Source organism: Opitutaceae bacterium TAV5 (genome assembly GCA_000242935.3).
Taxonomy (GTDB): Bacteria; Verrucomicrobiota; Verrucomicrobiia; order Opitutales; family Opitutaceae; genus Geminisphaera.
Genome location: CP007053.1, coordinates 992873 through 1011575, shown reverse-complemented (window position 1 = coordinate 1011575; position 18703 = coordinate 992873). Strand labels below are relative to the sequence as shown.

7 protein-coding genes are annotated in these 18703 nt (G+C 58.3%); 6 read left to right on the top strand and 1 reads right to left on the bottom strand.

From position 1 onward, the window contains the following. Nucleotides 1-188: 188 nt before the first annotated feature. The 5 genes from OPIT5_04880 (at nucleotide 189) to OPIT5_04860 (ending at nucleotide 16274) form a co-directional block, all read left to right on the top strand. Nucleotides 189-392 (top strand): hypothetical protein, encoded by a 204-nt coding sequence (locus OPIT5_04880; GenBank protein ID AHF89662.1) that lies wholly within the window; start codon nucleotides 189-191, stop codon nucleotides 390-392. Nucleotides 393-412: 20 nt separating this feature from the next. Next, complete coding sequence (locus OPIT5_04875) at nucleotides 413-5896, top strand: beta-glucosidase (GenBank protein ID AHF89661.1); 5484 nt, start codon at nucleotides 413-415, stop codon at nucleotides 5894-5896. Nucleotides 5897-5900: 4 nt separating this feature from the next. After that, entirely contained in the window at nucleotides 5901-6797 is an 897-nt protein-coding gene (locus OPIT5_04870; protein AHF94090.1) for a hypothetical protein, read from the top strand. 32 nt (nucleotides 6798-6829) lie between these two features. Then, nucleotides 6830-14014 carry a hypothetical protein gene (locus OPIT5_04865; protein AHF94089.1) on the top strand — a complete coding sequence of 2395 codons (7185 nt, stop codon included), beginning with the start codon at nucleotides 6830-6832 and terminating at the stop codon, nucleotides 14012-14014. A gap of 1279 nt (nucleotides 14015-15293) precedes the next feature. Beyond that, a complete protein-coding gene (locus OPIT5_04860) occupies nucleotides 15294-16274 on the top strand; it encodes a hypothetical protein (protein AHF89660.1) in 981 nt (326 codons plus the stop codon). Between the two features lie 147 nt (nucleotides 16275-16421). On the opposite strand, the gene OPIT5_04855 is transcribed toward OPIT5_04860, so the two are convergent. Continuing rightward, nucleotides 16422-16694, bottom strand: a complete 273-nt coding sequence (locus OPIT5_04855) for a hypothetical protein (protein AHF94088.1) — start codon at nucleotides 16692-16694, stop codon at nucleotides 16422-16424. Nucleotides 16695-18203: 1509 nt separating this feature from the next. On the opposite strand from OPIT5_04855, the gene OPIT5_04850 reads away from it, so the two are divergent. Then, nucleotides 18204-18308, top strand: a complete 105-nt coding sequence (locus tag OPIT5_04850; protein ID AHF94087.1) for a hypothetical protein — start codon at nucleotides 18204-18206, stop codon at nucleotides 18306-18308. The last annotated feature ends 395 nt before the right edge of the window (nucleotides 18309-18703 follow it).

Sequence of the window (18703 nt, the reverse complement as noted above, 5' to 3'; positions counted from 1 at the left end):
GACTGCGGCTTTTTTGCTGCTTTCGCCTGATATCTGATAACGCAAACAAATGGAATTTGTATGAAGTTTACAATTCGGATTGACGACACATGAGCCACGCCAATATCTGGTTTTTTGTTCAGTCAGCCATCTGCGAATCCTCCGTAGCTGGTTTTCCCTTACAATCGTCAGCCTCAACTCCTGCTCTCATGCGAAACTTTGCCCTCTACGCCGTGCTGTCGGCGTATCTGCTTCCTTCAACTCTCATGGCCGACGAACCGGCTCGTGGCACAGTCGTTATGGTCTCATCAATAGGAACTTGGGTTGTTATCACGTCCATTTTCATGATCCGGAAACGCCACCGGGAAGCCGCCAGCGCAACGGAGACCGCCAAGCCCGATCAGAAATCCTGAACTGCGAAGGAGACCCGACGATGAAGAAGACGGGAATTCGCAGCAGGTTGCCCCGGGCAACCGGACTTGTCACATCCATTCTGGCCGCACTCGGTCTCGCCGTTTCGGTAACAGCGGCCACGGTGCCGTTCATCGATGACTTTGAGACGGCGGGCGGCTACACGGCCGGGCCACTGTCCGGCGAGGGAGGCGAGCATCCCTGGACGTTTGCCGCGCCGCTGTCGGCGGAGATTGTCACGGGCGGATTTTCCGGCGAGCAGGCGCTGTCGCTGCTCGGCAAGGGCTGGCTTGATTTTACGCCGGAAAACCCCGGGCAGTACCCGGTCACCTGGATCGACTTCTACACCCGTCCGGTGTTTTCGCCGGTCGAGGCGCTGCCGAAGCTGAAAAACCTCAAACGCGCCGCGGCGACCGGCTTCGTGACGGTGGAAACCTCCGGAGAAATCTACGTCGTCAACGGCGACGGCGAGGGTGGTGGGGAATGGATCGCCACCGGCCACCGCGTGCCGCTGGCCACCGACGACAGCAACCGTTCGGCCAACTGGCTGCGCGTGTCCTACCGTCTCGACTACCCGTTAAAACGCTGGGACCTGTTCGTCGACGGGCAGCTTGTGCTGCCGAACCTCGCCTTCCCCGACAACACGCAGACCGGCTTTTCGCAGTTCTCCCTGCGCGGTGACGAGGAAACCGCTGCGTTTCTCGACTATTTTTACGTGGGCGGCGACAACCCGCTCTACGCCGACGCCTCGGGCGACGGCATTCCCGACTCCTGGCTGATCGCCCACGGACTGAGCACCGCGATCAACCAGCGCGACCTCGATCCGGACCGCGATGGCCTGAGCAACCTGCAGGAATACCTGCTCGGCACCGATCCGACGAAAGCCGACACCGACAACGACGGCGTGTATGATGGCCGTGAGGTGGCCCGCGGCACCGATCCGAAGACGGCCGAAACACATCCGCTCGGCACGGTCCCGTTTGCCGACAGTTTTGAAGCCGACGCGCCCGGCACCTTTGCCGACGGCACCCGGCTGTGGCAGGTGACCGCCACCGGAGAAAACGCCGCGGTCGAGGTTCTGTCCGCCCCGACGCCGCTGGCCGATGGCGGCAGCCACTACCTGAGCCTGACTGGTTCGGGCATTCGCGTGGAACGCAGCTTCGCTCCCGACCCCGCATCCGGGAACAACGACCAATCCGTGTGGCTCGACTTCCGGCTCCAGGCCGCTCCGCGCCGCGAGGCCCCCGCCATCCCCGCCGATGTGGCCGCGGTCTTTTATGTCTCCGAGGAAGGTTACCTGATGGCGCTCGACGGCAACGGAGCCGGCGGCGGCGTCTGGCACGGCCTCGTGGCTGCCACCCCGGGCGACTGGCACCGGATCACATTGCAGCTCGACTACGGGACGCAACGCTGGTCGCTCTGGCTCGACGGCGTCCGCTACGGGCAAAACCTCGGCTTCGCCCGTCCGGTTCCCTTCTTCTCCGGCTTTGCCGTGCAACATAGCGAACGCCCTGCGAATCCCGCCGCGCTCGACGACTTCCGGGTGACAATTGGCGCAACCGTAGCCGATGAACCGGCCGGCCTGGACAACGACGGCGACGGCCTGACCAACGCGCAGGAACGCGCCCTCGGCACCGATCCGGACAATCCCGACACCGACGGCGACGGCATCCGCGACAACATGGAAATCGCCCTCGGGCTCGACCCGCTTACAGCAGAGGGGATGATCGCGAAACTGGTGGACGAGGGCAACGGCACCTGGGCCTGGCGCACGCAGTTCTCCACCGCCGAAGGTTACGAAACGGGTCCGCTCGACGGCCAGCTTGGCTGGCAGGCGACCGGTAACGCGTCTGTGTCCAACGGCGAAGCCGTCCTGCACGCTCCTGATGCGGACACACCCGCCACGCTCGAACACGTGATCGGGGCCGGCGGTATTGACCGCGTCTGGCTTTCCTTCCGCGCCAGACTCGAAGTCGGTCGCCTGCCTGATCCGGCGTCGATCACCGGAAAAGTTTCCAGCCTCTTCGGCTACTCCCGCGAGGGTTTTATGTCGATCTACGATGCGGCCACCGGCAAGTGGGTGGAGCACGATGTAAAAAATCTCGTGACCGCTGCCGGCGAGTGGAACGACTACACACTGTATCTCGACTACCGCGAGCACCGCTGGCTGCTGGCGGTCAACGGCCGCCTGGTGGCGCGTGACATCGGATTCCGCGACACCGGCCTGACGACGATCGCGCGCATCCGGATGATGCAGGAGGGAAGCGACCGCGAGACTCCGCACGAAGCCCGCTTCGACGATATCGTGGTCAGCAACACCGAACCGGCCGGCCTCGACTTCGACGGCGACGACCTGACCAACGAGGAAGAACGCCTGCTCGGCACCGATCCTTTCAACGCCGATACCGACGGCGACGGCATGCCCGACGGCTGGGAAGTGATTCACGGCCTCAACCCGCTCGATCCGAAGGACGCCCTGACCGACACCGACGGCGACGGTTTTTATAACCTTGTCGAGTACCAATACGGGCTCGATCCGCAGGTGGCGGACGGCGCGCTTCCCGGCTACGCGCACCTGGCGCAGTGGAACGGCATCACCGGCAGCACCGTCAATCTGCTGACCGTCGACAGCCGGTTTGTCGATTCGCCCGACCTGCGCACGCTGATCGACAAACTGGAACTGCCGAACACCCCGACCCGGGGCACCAACTACGGCACCCGTATCCGCGCCTGGCTGCTGCCGCCGGTGACGGGCGACTACACGTTCTGGATTGCCGGCGACGACGAATGCGAACTGTGGCTGTCCACGGACGAGACACCGTTTGCCCGTCGTCGCATCGCGCTCAACCAGGGCAGCACCGGCTACCGCGTATGGACCACACGGGCCTCGCAGCAGTCGGCCGTCATCACCCTGCAGGCCGGTCAGCGCTACTTTGTCGAAATCCTGCAAAAACAGGGCACCGGTTCGGATCACGTTTCGGTGGCCTGGCAGATTCCGGACACGACCGCACGCGCGGTCATTACGAGCGAATACCTCGAGGCCTTCCCGCGCTTTGCGGACGATCAGGACGAGGATGGCCTGTCCGATGCCTGGGAGATCGCGCATGGTCTCAGCGTCACCAGCGGAAGCGGGGTTAACGGAACCCATGGAGACAGGGATGGAGACGGTTTATCCAATTTTGAGGAATACCGCCTCGGGCTGCATCCCGGAAAAGTGGATACGGATGGCGACGGTGTCTCCGACTACGCCGAGCTGGAGTTCGGCACCGACCCGCTCGATGCGGACTCGGCGGTGACGCTCGGCGCGCCGCCCCCCTGGCAGTCAGGCAGCATTGGCGGCAAGGCGTTCCAGTATGTGGCGCAGTCCGAAGGTCGCGTGTTCCTCTGGACCAATGCGGGCACCTTCAGCGGCAAATCCGACGCGGGCGGCATCCTGTACCAGCCTGTCACGGGCAACTTTTCGTGCGATGGCGCAGTGCATTTTGCCGACACCACCCGCACCGATCTGGAAGGCGGCATCATGGTCCGCGCCTCGCTCGAGAAAGATGCGCCTTACGTGGCGATCACCCGTAACCGTTCCTCCGGATGGCTCATCCGCTATCGGGTGGTCAAGGCCGGGCGGGTGGCAAGCATTACGACAGCCGGAGGAACGTCGCTCGACTACACGCATTTTGCCGTGCGGCGCACTGGGGCGGTGGTCTCCCTTTTTGCCCGGACCAAGGCGGGCGAGATGCGCAAGGTGGCGGATTGCCCGGTCACCTTCACTGAAGACGATGTCGTGGTCGGTTACGTGGCCTGGGGTTCCTCGACGGCATCGCCCGGTGTCCTCGGGTTTACGGTCGGAGCGGTGAACCGGGACACCGCGCCGGACGGCATGCCCTCCGATGCCGGGCTCACGACTTTCGATTCCGTCAGGTGGATGAACGAATGGGATGGGCTGGCCGACCCTGCCACCTTGGCCACGACGTCGGCGCGGGAGCCGGCCTTGGAAGATCTGGTCCAGGCCGGGGCATCTCTTTATGTCGCATCCCGGGCCACCGGTGTGGAGGCATACGCCCGCAGTGGTCCGTGGACAATGGATACGGCCGGCCGCACTGCGATTGCGCAGGAACGGCGCGGCGGCCTCTCCTGGGCTCTGGCAACACCGGCCGATGGCCTGTTCCTGTTCGAAATCTCTGCACAGGAGTCTGTGGCCGGCAAGGAGAGCCCGTCCTTGTTCCGGCTCAAGCTCTTCATTGATGGCCAGTATGCCGGCACACGAACGGTGACGGCGCTGCCGGACGGGAAGGCGGTATCCGGATTCTGGTTCACCCCTTGGCTGAAAAAGGGCGTTCACTCGATCCATGTGTTCTGGGACGGGTCGCAGCCCGAGCCGAGACTGCGGGTAAATTCCGTGTCACTGCATGCCATCGGCGGTGCGGATGAGGATGGCAACGGTGTTGCCGACTGGATCGATCGTCGCCTGCACCTTTACAACGGCATCCATGTCGATCCCGGCGAATCCGGAATCGTGACTTCGGCGGTGTCTCCGTTTCCTCTGGAAGGACGCGCTCGCTGGCCTCGCCTTGCCGGGCTGCTGGCCAATGAGGAATCTGTGACTGTTTCTCCGGGAGCGGGCTATCGCTGGTTTGCCTCGTTGCCGTTGCCGAGGGGAGCTGATGTTTCCGTTTCCTGGTCGGGCGAGAACGGCGCGGTTTCCCGGCGTTTCATCGCTCGCCGGGCTCCGCACAACGTGATGGACGGCGGCACGCTGCACCTGCGGGCCGGTTCCAGCCTCCTGGTCTCGGTGGCTGCAACGGATACGGAACCGGGGCAGACTGTCTCTCTTGTCCGGGGAGGCGTCCCCGTGACCCTCGAACCCGACGGCAATCTCGCCGAGCTGACCTTCCCGGACTCCGGCACATTCCTGCTCACCGGTACCGTGACCGGAACGCAGGGCGGCCCGCAGCAAGCGACGACGACCGTGCAGGTTTACTCGGCGGAGCTGCCGCCGATGCCCGGTCTCATTCTGCGCGAGCGGATCATGAACCGGCCGGCGCTGCCATCCGGCGTGATACTCGAGGCCGATCCCCGGCTCGGTCTCGTATCCGTCCCGGGCAGCAGCACGCAGATCGCCTGGCAGGCGGACGACAATGTCATGCACCACGTCATTGCCCGGGCTGGCCAGGATGGCCCGGTCCTGGCTGCCGCCGAGGCGCCCGGTTCCGCTGTCCACGCCACCGTCGATACCTACACGCACCTGATCGATACCCTGCCCGACGGCACCCGCGAGGTGGAAACGATGGTGATTCTCAGCCCCATGCGTCCCGAACACACGGTTCGTCTCGAGGTCATCGTGGCGGGCGTGGTGTTGGCCGACGGCACCCGTTCGGTGACACTCAAGCCGGAGGATTTTGACGAATTGGGCATGGCCCGCGTGCGTTTCCTGATGCCTCCGGGTACCACGACCTCCAACTGTCACCGCACCCACCTCGTCTGGCGCGACAGTGTCATCGGCACCAAATGACGCCATGAACACCCCGACCCCGATAAAATCCCGGAGCCGTCGATGGATTGTCGGCATCACGGTCCTGGCTGTGGCCATCGCTGCCGGTCTGTGGTGGTGGCAGGGAGGAGCGTTGCCGCCGGACAACGGGGCAACTGGCAGTTCAGCGGCGCCCGCCGACCCGGAAACGGCGCAAACAGCCGTTGTCGCTGCCCACGCAGATCAGGCCCCGTGGCGGCAGTTTGCGGCCACGCATCCGGTTTTGCTGGTCGTGACCGATGCCGACTGGCCCTGGGCGGAGCGGCAACGGGCCGTCAATGACCTCGCAACCGCTGCCCTGACACCGGAATTGCTGGCCGCCTGTTTCGATTACCTGCGCTCGCCGGTGCCGGCAGAAGAAAAACCGGCCATGCTGGAACGCGCCATCCGCAACGACCTGCTCAATGTGCTGCGCACCCGTACCGATGAAACGCTCGCCCTCGTTCCCGTGCTCGCGGAGCAGGCAGCCGATCCCGCCCAGGATTCCGCGCTCCGCGACTACGCGCTGCAGCACCTCGCCACCTGGGCTCCGCGGCTCCCGGAAGCCGAACAGCAACTCGCCGTGGAAACGCTGTGCGATACCCTGAAAGCGCGGGAAGCCTCCTATGCCGGCACGGCCCTGCTCGGTCTTTACGATATGAGCAACCGGGAGACCCGCACCGTCAGCCTCCCCGGGCTGGACCTTCCGGCCGAGGCGATCCGCATCGCCACCGACAAAAGCATGGGGCTGCACTCGCGGATCGGTGCGCTCGCCCTCTGCCAGCAGATGCAGGTGGCCAGTGACGATCTCGTTGCCCTCGCCCTGAACTGGCAGACCGATTCCACCCTCCCGGAGCCGGCCCGCCGGGCGGCCTCCGCCTACCTGTCGCAACGAAGCCGGTGATCCTCCCCGTCCACACTCCCTCATTCCCTCGCATGAAACGCTGCCTTTTCCCGATCCTGTTTTTCCTGCTCCTGTCCGGTGCGTATGGTGATACCAACAACAATCCGCCTATCGGGATACCCTGCGTCGGTCCCCGGACCGTCATCACCGGCCTTACTCCACCCAGGGCTGTCATAAAACCCCGGAACAGCCCGTATTCGGTCGAGGAGGGCGGGAGCCTCGAAATCGTTGTCGATTGCTCGATCCGTGACGGCTCCGTGACATGGACGTATGACAATGATTGCCAGACAGGATCGTATTACAGTTATACCGAAACACTAACCGGATCGTTTGACGACAATGCTTCTGTGACGACGGCCGTTCTGCGGATTCCCTTCACCGCTCCCGATATCCGCCCCAATGGCGGCGTTGTCCACGTTCCCCTGCCCGAGCTTTACATGATGTGGAGCACCGGCTCCGGTCATGGCCCGGGAACAACAATTATGAGTGACAAAGAAATGGTCACCCGGGGGATGACCGTTCCGGTGACCATTCTCACCCGAGGCGTCGATCCCCGCGGCAGCCACGACTCCGAAGGCTGGGAACCGAACTCCGCCTTCGCCGGAGGCGACAGCGACGGCGACGGCCTCGACGATGCCTGGGAACTGCATTATTTCGGCAACCTCGATCAGGGACCATGGGACGATCCCGATGGCGACAACCTGCCCAACATCGTGGAGGCCAACCGCGGGTATAACCCGACCATCAAAACAACTCTGGAGCCGCTCTACATCAAACCGTACACCGGCCTGAAGACGACGGCCGCGCCTCAGTCCCTTGCCGTGGCCATCGAAAACCCAAATCACCTGGGCGTCATTCGCTACACGCTCGACGGGACGGAACCCGTGACGAGCAGCCCGGTGTACTACCCGGGAAATTACATCGAGCTCCTGCCGGCAGGCGACATCACCGTGCGGGCTACATTGTTTGTCCGGGACCTTCCGGTGATTTTCCAGACGGAGACCTTCAAAACGGTCATGCCGAAAAACGGACCTGCTTCCGGCATGGAAAGTATCCGTTTCGGGGATATCGATGTGCCTGTCCCGCCTCGGCCTGTATTTCAGGGAATAATCATGAGACCTCTGGCACCACCGGATGAACCCAGAGATGAAGATGGCAATCGGCTGCCTGTCACGCCGACTTATTCCGACATCTATTTCCCACCGTATTATGTTACCAGCGGTAACTGGTTTGCCTGGGGTACGGAGAACAGGGAACTCATGATGATGTATGCAAGAGACCCTCTCCAGGGTCCTCAGGGCGAGCAGGAAGGATGGCTGGCCATCTATCAGGGGCAAACAACTGCCAGTTGCCCCGTTCCCGTGCATGGCTATGACTGGCCATATACAGCCGGAGATCTCTATCAATCTTCGTCGTGGACTCTTTTGACGGGAAGCGGCGCTTGGTACAACGCTTCCGTCATCTGGGCGGATGGCGACGAGGACGGCGACGGCATCCCGGACCTCATCGAACTCGGAGTCTACCACACGAATCCCCGTCACGCCGATACCGACGGCGACGGCCTTCCCGATGCCTACGAAGTTCTCCGCTCATACCTGAATCCTCTCCATGCTGCCGACGCCTCCGAAGACATCGACGGCGATGGCCTGACCAACCTCGAGGAATACCTGGCCGGCACCGACATGCTGGTGCACAACCTCGATTCCGACCGCGACGGCCTGAGCGATGAGGATGAAATCAACCTCTACGGAACCGATCCGCACAACCCCGACACCGATGGCGACGGCATCCCCGACGTTTACGAAATCTCCGTCGGCACCGATCCCCTCGTCGCCCGCCAGGAACTCATCTCGACGGATTTCCAGACGAGCCTGCGCGTCGGCTGGCAGGACACCGACGGCGACTGGATGCCCGACGACTACGAGGACCGCTACCCCGGCATCATGGACCCGCTCGTGGCCGACGGCGACAAGGACGGTGATGGCGACGGCGTCAGCAACTGGCAGGAATGGGCCGGCGGCCACCGTCCCGACAATATCGATACCGATGGCGACGGCATGCCCGACGGCTGGGAACTGCAGTACGGCCTCGACCCGACCGATCCCCGCGATGCCGACCTCGACACCGATGGCGACGGCCTGATCAACCGCCTCGAATACGAGTTCGATGCCAACCCCCTCAAGGCCGACACCGACGACGACGGCCTGTCCGATCTGCAGGAAGTGCTCTGGGGCACCGTGCCCCGGGTTTTCGATTCTCACCAGCCCAGCCATTTCCGCTCCGGCCTCTCGCATTACTGGCAGTTGCAGGACGACGGTACCGACACGGATGGCGACGGTCTGTCCGATCTGGCGGAGCAGGCCTGGGGCACCGATCCTCAAAATCCCGATACCGACGGCGACGGCATGACCGACGGCTGGGAAGCGCACAACAAGCTCGATCCGCGCGACCCGACCGATGCGGCCAAGGATACCGACAGGGACGGCCTGACCAACCTCGAAGAATACCAGCGCGGCTTGCTGCCATACGATTTTGACACCGATGGCGACGGGCTCGGCGATGGCTGGGAAATCGCCCAGGGCTTCGATCCGCTCAGCTTCCGCGAAGGGCTGGTCGCCTGGTGGCGATTCGACTCCGGCGAAGCGAACGGGGCCTTCAACGATTCGGCCAGCCTCCGGCACGACGGGTTGCTCACCGGCGGCGCCAAAGTGACTTCGGGAGGGCGCGTGAAGAGCGCCCTCCAACTGGACGGGAAAGACGCCTGCGCGGTGATCAAGGATCACGAGGACTTGGCGCTGGCCGGCAGCGCCACCGTGTCGCTGTGGTTCAAGCCTGCTGCCAACTCCCTGCGGCAGACGCAGCAACTGTTCGACAAGCGCGGCAGCTACACGCTGGAACTGGTGCCGGAGGCCGAAGCCGGTTCGGGCGCGGTCAGCGGCAAGACCGCCCGGGTCGTGTTCACCTGGTGGCAGGACGGCGAGCCGCAGAGTTTTGCCGGCACCGGCGTCGTCACCGCCGGCCGCTGGAATCACCTTGCCCTGATCCTCGATCGCGAGCAGGGGCAGTTGCGCCTGCTGCTCGACGGCGAGGACGCGGGAGTGCTGGACGACGCCGCGCTGGCCGCGCCCTTCGAGCCCACGGAGTGGCCGCTGATCATCGGCAGCCAGCGCACGCTGCCCCGGCCGCGCACGCCCAACGGTCTGCTGGACGACATGCGCCTCTATACGCGCGTGCTGGAGTCGGCCGAGTTGCACGCCCTGTCGCATCCCGAGGACCCGTCGCTCGAGCCCAACCGCGACCGCGACGAGGACGGCGCGACGGAGAAACAGGAATACACCGCCGGCACCGATCCGCAGAATGCCGACACCGACGGCGACGGCCTGACCGATGGCGAGGAGTTGAATCAGTACTCCACCAACCCGCGTCTGGTGGATACGGACGGCGACGGCCTGAGCGACTACGACGAGGTGCACGTGTACGGGACCAACCCCCGTTCACAGGACACCGACGGGGACTATCTGAACGATTACGACGAGATTTTTGTGCATCACACCGACCCGTTGAAACGGGATAGCGATGGCGACGGCATGCCAGACGGATGGGAAGTGTACTACGGATTCGATCCGCTGGATGCGGCCGACGGCCAGGCAGATCCGGATGGTGACGGGATCGTCAATGTGGACGAATACCTTCAGGGGAAATATCCTCACTATGCGGACGCAGTACCGGCCGGAACGGACAGTGATGGAGACGGGGTACCGGATTGGGACGAGACCCGTCTTTACGGAACCAATCCGAACAATCCCGACACCTATGGCGACGGCATGGGCGACCTGTACCGGGCGGCCTATGATCTGTGGGACTGGCCGGAAACAATACCTCCCCAGGCCAGTTCAGGAGGGATGGAACCGGGGTTCGGTGTCGGATGGAATGGAGTTGTGAAAACACCGGGTCTACCGGCTTCGACAACCGACCTGTCGATAGGAGTAAGTCCGATTGGCGGTCTTGACGGGAGGATGATCGCAGCCGCCTCGGGGAGTTCCGGTTCGGGCAGTGCAGGCGGTGATGCAGACGGCGACGGCACCAGCAACGGAAACGAGGCGGGTCGCAACAGCTCGCCGCGCGACCCGGCAGACCTGTCGGCAGTAGTCCTGCTGCCGATCCGGGTGACGCCGCGGCCCAAAGAGGTGACGATCGCTCACGACGCGCCCGAACCCGAACCGATTCGACGGGAGGGACCGGTAGCAGCATTACGCTACTGGAGAGGCGATACCGTACATGTGGATGAAGAAGTCGGAGACGGACGGGGGAACCTGATCGCCGCAGTGGACCGCGTTTACGTGGAAGACCCCACAGGGCAGGTGGAGCGCGAGCAGATTGGCACCGGGGGAGGGCTGAAGGCTGGAGTGCGTTCGGATGCGCACCTGGGGGAACCTGCGGATACCACGTATAACTACCGTTCAGGCTACAACATCACGACGTTCGTGGAGAAGCTGCCAGTGGACGAGAACGGTTATGTCCGCTTCCGGATTGTAGCGGAAGTGGGCGTGCCCAGCAAACGCCTGCCCAAACCGGGCGGCGGCGGGGATGGTGACGGCGGTGAAAATCCCTCCAACCCCGGTACGGATGGCCCTGGCGGTAACGAGGGTGGCTATTATGGGGGTGGACCGGGAAGCGGTCCCGGTGGTTGGGGACCATGGCTGGCCGGGGTGCTGATCGGCGGCTTCAACGGCTCCGGCACGGGAAACCCGACCACGCCCTCGCCTTACAAATGGGAACCGCCTCCGAAGCCGACCTATGCAGCGACCAGAATGACCGCCTACATCATCAACCGTGCGGACCTGTCGGTCAGCCACGCAGTCAAACCCGACGATTACCTGTCCGAGGAAGACGAGGACGAGATCGGCGGCATTGCCAGCCTGGCGAAAGAGGACAAGACTGCCCCCGGAGTGATCATCGTGCCGGAAGTGAAATCGAAGCTGCGCCTTGGACGCGGTCCCCTGGGCACCGAACAACTCGTGCTGACATGGGACAGCAGCAAACTGATCATCCCCGATCCGGAAAACCCGCAGGGGCCTGCGCTGGCCAGCCCGAAGGTGTTTGCAGGAAATGAAGTCCGCTTCCTCGAACTCTACGGCAAGGAAAACACTGCAGCCAGGGTGCAGGTAAAACTGGAGGCGCAGCGCGCCGGCGGGTCGCCGATTACTTCCGATGCCCCCGACACCGTCCAGGTCGTGCTCGCTCCGATGACATTACGGGTGGACGCCAATCGTAATGGCAGAATCGACGATCAGGACGACGGGGTGGCCACACAGGAAAAGCCTTACCGCTTCTGGCTGAATGACGATCAGGATACACAGTATTCATCCCTGTTCTGGACAGACATTGATCCGGAGCGGTATCCACCAAACAGGCCGGATTCGGCAGATCGCATCATCAACAGCCCTCGCGATTGTGAAGACCTTGCGAGGTTGTGGTTCGGCCTTCAGACGCTGGCCGACATGCTCAAAAAAGAAGACGGAGAGCTTTATCTCGGATTCAAATGGAAAAACACCAGTGGAACCAAACCGGCCCTTCGCCTTTTCAGGGCGGCCGATCCGGCGGGCGACCTGGGGCATATCAAGAGCGTAAGCATTGCACGGGAGCAGTCATCGGGCGTATCGGTTACTGCCCACAATTTTTGCCTGCTCGACATCTCCGCACCCGATATCGCTGTGGCGGCTTCCGGTGTGGTTGATACCGTGACACCCGCCGGTGCCTCTCCGGCGGATTTCATATTCAAACGCAGGGACTTGGAGAAACTGGAATCGAATAATCCCTGGCTGTATCTATTGTTTGAAGGAGTGGAGGAAGGCATTGCAGAACTGACACCGGTTATCGTTCAAAAACCAGCCGATGGAGACTGGCGTCTGGTCGCCAAGGGAGACAGTGTCTGGATTGAACTGATAAACATAAGAAAAATGTATATGCGCGCCCACAGTACGCCTCTCCCGGATAATTTTCCGCTACCGTTTGATTTGTCGCAAGCAAGTAACCCTCCGTATCCCTTCATTTATGATGAAAATGGGGCGTTGCAGGTTCCTGAATATTATCTCGGTTATGCTCTGGGAGACAGCACATCGGATGATTTGAGTAGATATCCGTTTACCCCGCCTTCCGATGAAAAACCGGAATGTGTAGTGTTTGTACACGGAATCGATATGACAGTGCCTGCCCAGCAAGGTTACGCCCAGAGTTTCTTGAAGCGACTTTGGTGGGAAGGCTATCAAGGTCGTTTTGTCGCATTTCGTTGGGCAACTACTCTGCAAGACGATGATATGTTCAAGTTCTTCTCGCTCGAAACAGGTGCCAATTTCCAGATATTCAATGGAGGTGAATACAGATCATGGAAAGGGGGGGCCTCGTTATGTAAATACATGACACATCTAAAGGGAGAGTTGCCGACAAACAGCACAGTAAGCCTGGTCGCCCATAGTCTGGGTAACGCCTGTGCGGCAGAGGCCTTGCGCCAAGGAATGCAGGTGGATAATTTTGTCGCTATGGAAGCTGCAGTTCCCCTGAGTTGTTACTTTTCCGAATCTCAATTCGCCCCTGCCGAAGAACGTCTTGTAACAGCGGAACTTGAATATCAGAAAGCGAACCCCGCGACTCCGGAGTATGCGTCACAAGGTGGTTATCATGGTTATCTTGCATCTATAAAAAACAACGTATCCGACAATTTTGTGTGCTACTACAACAAGGATGATTTTTGGCTGATGACAGGTAAAACTTCTGCTTGGGCCTTCCAAAGCTCTGTAGATTGGTTGACAAACGAAGTGACAGGTAAACCGGGAGATCGAGTCGGTCCGAGTGAGTACAGCGTGAAAGAAGAAGGAGGGCCATGGTTTGAATACGAAGGACTCACTGAACATGAACGTCCCGTTCGTGATCCTCACGAAATCATGGCCTTCGTATCTCGCCCACGTACTCGCGCATTGGGGGCAGTTGAAAATGATTCCATGCTTCCCCCAGGGGTGGAGGGCGTTAATATGAATAGTCAGTTCGGATTTGAACGCTCCCGTATAGATCATAGTGGGCAATTCCAGCGAAATATTCAATATATGTATGAAGATGGGAAGGGAAATTCTTGGCTAGATAGGGAAAATAGAGAAAAATCTTTCTACCAAACATTAATGGAACACTTGGATGTATCATCCAGCCTAGTGCCGACACCATGAAAAAACGAATAGCATCAATAGCTCTGATATCGGTCTTTGTTATTGTCGCATGCTTCTTTTTTAACAGGAAGAATTCGACCGAAAAATTACCAGCAGTGATGGAGTCTCCGCAAAAGACTAAATATGTTGTCACGGGGATGCCCCCAAATCCCCCTTTGGTAAAGGCACAGGGCTACCCTCCTACTACCGAGCAGGCCAAAGCCCAATGGGAATGGTGGCGTCGTATGATGAAGCAGGATAGAGGCTTTCAATGGAGAATGCCGATTTCCTTTTATGGCAAGGTGCTTGATCAATTTGATAACCCCGTGAACGGTGCTGAGGTCGACCTTGAGTGGTCTTCTGATGGATCCGTGCCCAAACGTACCCTTTACACTGACTCCAATGGATTATTCAGTATTGAGGGAATACACGGGAAGGGAATCAGCATATCCGTTTTCAAAAAAGGTTACAATCAATTACGTGATGGGGAAAGCCGCAGCAGTTTCGAATATGCTGATTTTTCGCAGTCCCATTTCCATGTTCCAAATAAAAATGAACCATATGTTTTTCGTTTGCAGAAGGTTGTGTCGCCTGAACCACAGTATCGGCGGACAACCAAATTCAAAATGAAGCCAAATCAAGTCATGACAATAGATGCCATGCGAGGAAAGGTAGAAAAGCTGCCTGTAACATTGATCATAGATAGAAAAATTTCATCTTCCGATGAAAAAAAAGCTGATTATAAATTTATAATCAGCATGAATGAGGGAGCAGGCCTGATTGAAACTAAGTTGGATTATGTTGTTGGAACACTAGCACCCGAAAGTGGCTATCAAATAGAGTATGTACATGAAACATTAATGAGAGACTTACATGGTTTTTCCGTAAAAATCATGTTTTTCATCAAAACCCCGAGCGGCAAATATGCCCGCATGGGTACGAGCTTTATGGTGGGCCGAGATGAAAGCAATGTGTCAGTCACAGTTGTATACAACCCATCTGGATCAAGAAACTTAGAATCCGATGAATCTTTGATCATCAATTAACTCAACCGGCCAATCATTAACGACAATCCGAGGCGACAATCCGAGGGAGGGACAATCCGAGGGGGACAATCCGAGGGGGACAATCCGAGGGGGTCAAACCTTAATTTTTGACATTTTTGCTGGACAAGAGAGAACGGCTCCGGCTGGGTAAGGGGCATGATTTTAATACCGGCCGGGGACGTGACGGGGCGAAGCTGTGGGGGTGAAGGGCATTTGGTTCCTGCAGGATGCTCGGGAAAGGGGGAGATACGGTAATGTCGAGGAAGTTGAGGATCGAGTACGAGGGGGCGATGTACCACGTGATCAACCGGGGGAACTACCGTGCGGACATATTCGGGAGCGAGGGGGCGAAGGATGCCTTTGAGGAGTGCCTGTGGGAGGCGTGCGGAAAGACGGGATGGAGGGTGCATGCGTATGTGGTGATGAGAAATCACTACCACCTTGCGGTGGAGACGCCGGGAGGGAACCTGGTGGAGGGGATGAGGTGGCTGCAGGCGACGTATGCGAACCGGTTCAACCGGTTTCGCAAGGAGCAGGGCCACGTGTTCCAGGGGAGGTACAAGGCGCTGGTGGTGGAGGACGGGACGCATATGGGGAACCTGTGCAACTACATCCATCTGAATCCGGTGAGGGCGGGAATCTGTGAAGTGGAAGAGCTGGCCGGATACAGGCACGGGAGTTATGCAAGGCTGGAGCATCCGGAGAAGAGGCCGGTGGCATTGACCTTTGAAATGGTGCTGTCGCTGGCGGGAGGACTGCGAGACGACCGGGAAGGGTGGGCGAGTTATGCGGCGTACCTGAAATGGCTGTCGGAGGACGAGGCGGAGCAAAAGAAGCAGGCGTTTGAGCGGATGTGCAGCGGATGGGCGCTGGGAAGTGATGCCTTCAGAAAGGATGTGATCAAGGATCAGGCGGATGCGCTCGGAGAGAGGGCCTTGGGGGAAGCGGACGTGGCGGAATTGCGTGAGCTGAAATGGAGCATGGCACTGGAAAGGTGCCTGCGGGAATTGGGCAAAACCACGGCCGACATCCGGGCGGGAAGGAAGGCAGCGCCTTGGAAGGTTGCGGTGGCCGCCTATATGAAGGCTCATACCTCGGCGAGCAATCCCTGGTTGGCGGAAGCGCTGCATATGGGAGCCCCGGCAGGAGTGTCCCGTTATGTCGCCGAATCCCGTCGAACGAATTATCGGGAATGCGGAAAGGAGTGGTCAAAAATATCAAAAGTAAAGGTTTGACCCGAATGGCGCTAAGTTAGGGCGTTTTTCCGTCTACCTGATAGGTAATTTCCAATACATGAATTGACTCGATTATGGCTTGGGTTCCAGAGGAGTTCCTCCTCCCAAAAGGCCGGATAATCCCCACGTTTCTCATGCGACTGGAAGTCACTGGTTTTCAACGGAGAGGTGGCCTAACTTAGCGCCATTCAGGTTTGACCCCTTCGGGGTCCCTCCTTCGGGGTCCCTCTTCGGGGTCCCTTCGATGTGTCGGCACAGGCCACTCCTCCATCTCCCTATATCTATGACGAGCAGGGGGCTTTGCAGCTTCCCGAACATAATCTTGGTTATGCTCTTGGAGACAGCACATTGGAGGATATGAGTCAGAATCCGTTTATGCCAACTCCGGATGAGAAACCTGAGTGTGTAGTCTTTGTGCATGGGATTGACATGACAATAGATGCTCAACAAGGCTATGCGCAGAGCTTTTTCAAGCGCCTTTGGTGGGAAGGTTACCAAGGTCGTTTCGTCACATTCCGTTGGCCAACCGTATTATCTTCAATAGCCATGTTTTCGCCAACAGGCACCAATATGCAAATATTCAACGCTGGTGAATACAGGTCATGGAAAGCCGGAACCGCCCTAAAGAAGTATATGGTCCGGCTAAAAAGTGAATTGCCCGCCAATTCCACTGTAAGTTTGGTTGCCCACAGCCTTGGCAATGCCTGCGCTGCGGAAGCATTGCGACAGGGCATGCAGGTGGATAATTTTGTCTCCATGGAAGCAGCAGTCCCGCTTAGCTCCTATTTCCAGGAAACACAGTCTGTTCCAGCAGAAGAGTCTCTTGTAAGAGCAGAACTTAAGCATCAGCAAACGAACCCGGCGACTCCAGAATATGAGTCACAAGGTGGTTATCATGGTTATCTTGCTTCCATACGGGTTAATATCAATAATAACTTTGCATGCTATTATAATAAGGATGATTTCTGGCTGATGACAGGGAAAACGGCCCAATTGGTGACATATGTTGAAAATCCAAACCCTCATGAACCTCCTATTAAGGTAACACTTGAAAAATCGGTTGACTGGCTGACAAATGAGGAAACGGCGAAGCCTAGTGACCGCATTGGACCCGGTGAATACAGCGTGCAGCCAATTATAGGACCATGGTTTGAATATGAAGGAATAGTTGAGCATCAACGTCCTGTCCGTGACCCTCATGAGATCATGGCATTCGTATCTCGCCCTCGTACTCGCGCTTTGGGATCTCTTGAAAATGACTCCATGCTGCCACCGGGTGTAGACGGAGTCAATATGAATGGACCAAGTGGGTTCGGATTTGCTACATCACGTATAGATCACAGTGGTCAATTCCAGCGAGATATCCAATATATGTATGAAGATGGAGAGGGAAACAAATGGAATACCCCATTTTATGAAATTTTAATGAGTGATTTAAATGTTTCTTCCAGCCTAACACCGACACCATGAAAAAAAAACTAACAGCATCAATAGCACTGATACTGGTTTTTGGGAGTATTGTATATATTTTTTTTAATAGAAATCATTCGACAGATAAGACACCAGCAGTGGTAGAACCGCAGCAAAAGACCGAATACATTGTCAGGGGAATGCCTCCCAATCCCCCGCTGGTAAAAATACACGGTCAACCGATAACAGAACAAGCTAAGGCGCAATGGGAGTGGTGGCATAGCATGATGAAACAAGACAGGGGTTTTCAATGGAGAATGCCTATTTCTTTCTATGGAAAGGTAATTGATCAATTTGGTGATCCCGTGAGTGAAGCGAAGGTCGATCTTGGATGGACTTCCGATGGGTATGAGTCGAAGCGCACTCTATATACCGATTCGGATGGATTATTTAGTTTAGAACAGGCGAACGGAAAAAGACTTACTGCAACAGTTTTCAAAAAGGGGTACAGGAAGCCAAATGATGGATCAAGTGGAGGTAGCTTTGAATATGCCGATTTTTCTCAATCTATTTTTCATGTTCCAGACAAAGAAAATCCTTATATTCTTTATCTTCAAAAACTAATATCACCTGAGCCATTATATAAACACTGGACAAGGAAGAGAACAACTGGAGATGGAAATGAGGTTCATATCAAGCTAGCCAATGGTAAGTTTGAGGAAACAGAAGCGTTATCAATCGCTATTAAGCAAGATCCGATACAAGGAGATCGTGCGCCCAACCAAGTGCTCACAGTCACAATGACTAACGGAGGAGGATTAATTCAGGTTCCCAACGAAAATCCCGTCATGGCCCCGGAGCAGGGATATTCTACCTCCTTGCAATTTAAGCAAAATTTATCGGATCCCGTTTTTCGGAAGGATCCCTCTGTTTATTTATATATTAAAACTAAACTTGGACGCTATGCATGGGTTAAAATCAGGATGCGACACAATGTAAGATGGCAGCCATCGTGCGAA

What these genes read in the sequence shown, in the direction of transcription:
- OPIT5_04880 (AHF89662.1), top strand. Translation starts at nt 189, where the DNA reads ATGCGAAACTTTGCCCTCTACGCCGTGCTGTCGGCGTATCTGCTTCCT.
- OPIT5_04875 (AHF89661.1), top strand. Translation starts at nt 413, where the DNA reads ATGAAGAAGACGGGAATTCGCAGCAGGTTGCCCCGGGCAACCGGACTT.
- OPIT5_04870 (AHF94090.1), top strand. Translation starts at nt 5,901, where the DNA reads ATGAACACCCCGACCCCGATAAAATCCCGGAGCCGTCGATGGATTGTC.
- OPIT5_04865 (AHF94089.1), top strand. Translation starts at nt 6,830, where the DNA reads ATGAAACGCTGCCTTTTCCCGATCCTGTTTTTCCTGCTCCTGTCCGGT.
- OPIT5_04860 (AHF89660.1), top strand. Translation starts at nt 15,294, where the DNA reads ATGTCGAGGAAGTTGAGGATCGAGTACGAGGGGGCGATGTACCACGTG.
- OPIT5_04855 (AHF94088.1), bottom strand. Translation starts at nt 16,694, where the DNA reads ATGCACAAAGACTACACACTCAGGTTTCTCATCCGGAGTTGGCATAAA.
- OPIT5_04850 (AHF94087.1), top strand. Translation starts at nt 18,204, where the DNA reads ATGATGGATCAAGTGGAGGTAGCTTTGAATATGCCGATTTTTCTCAAT.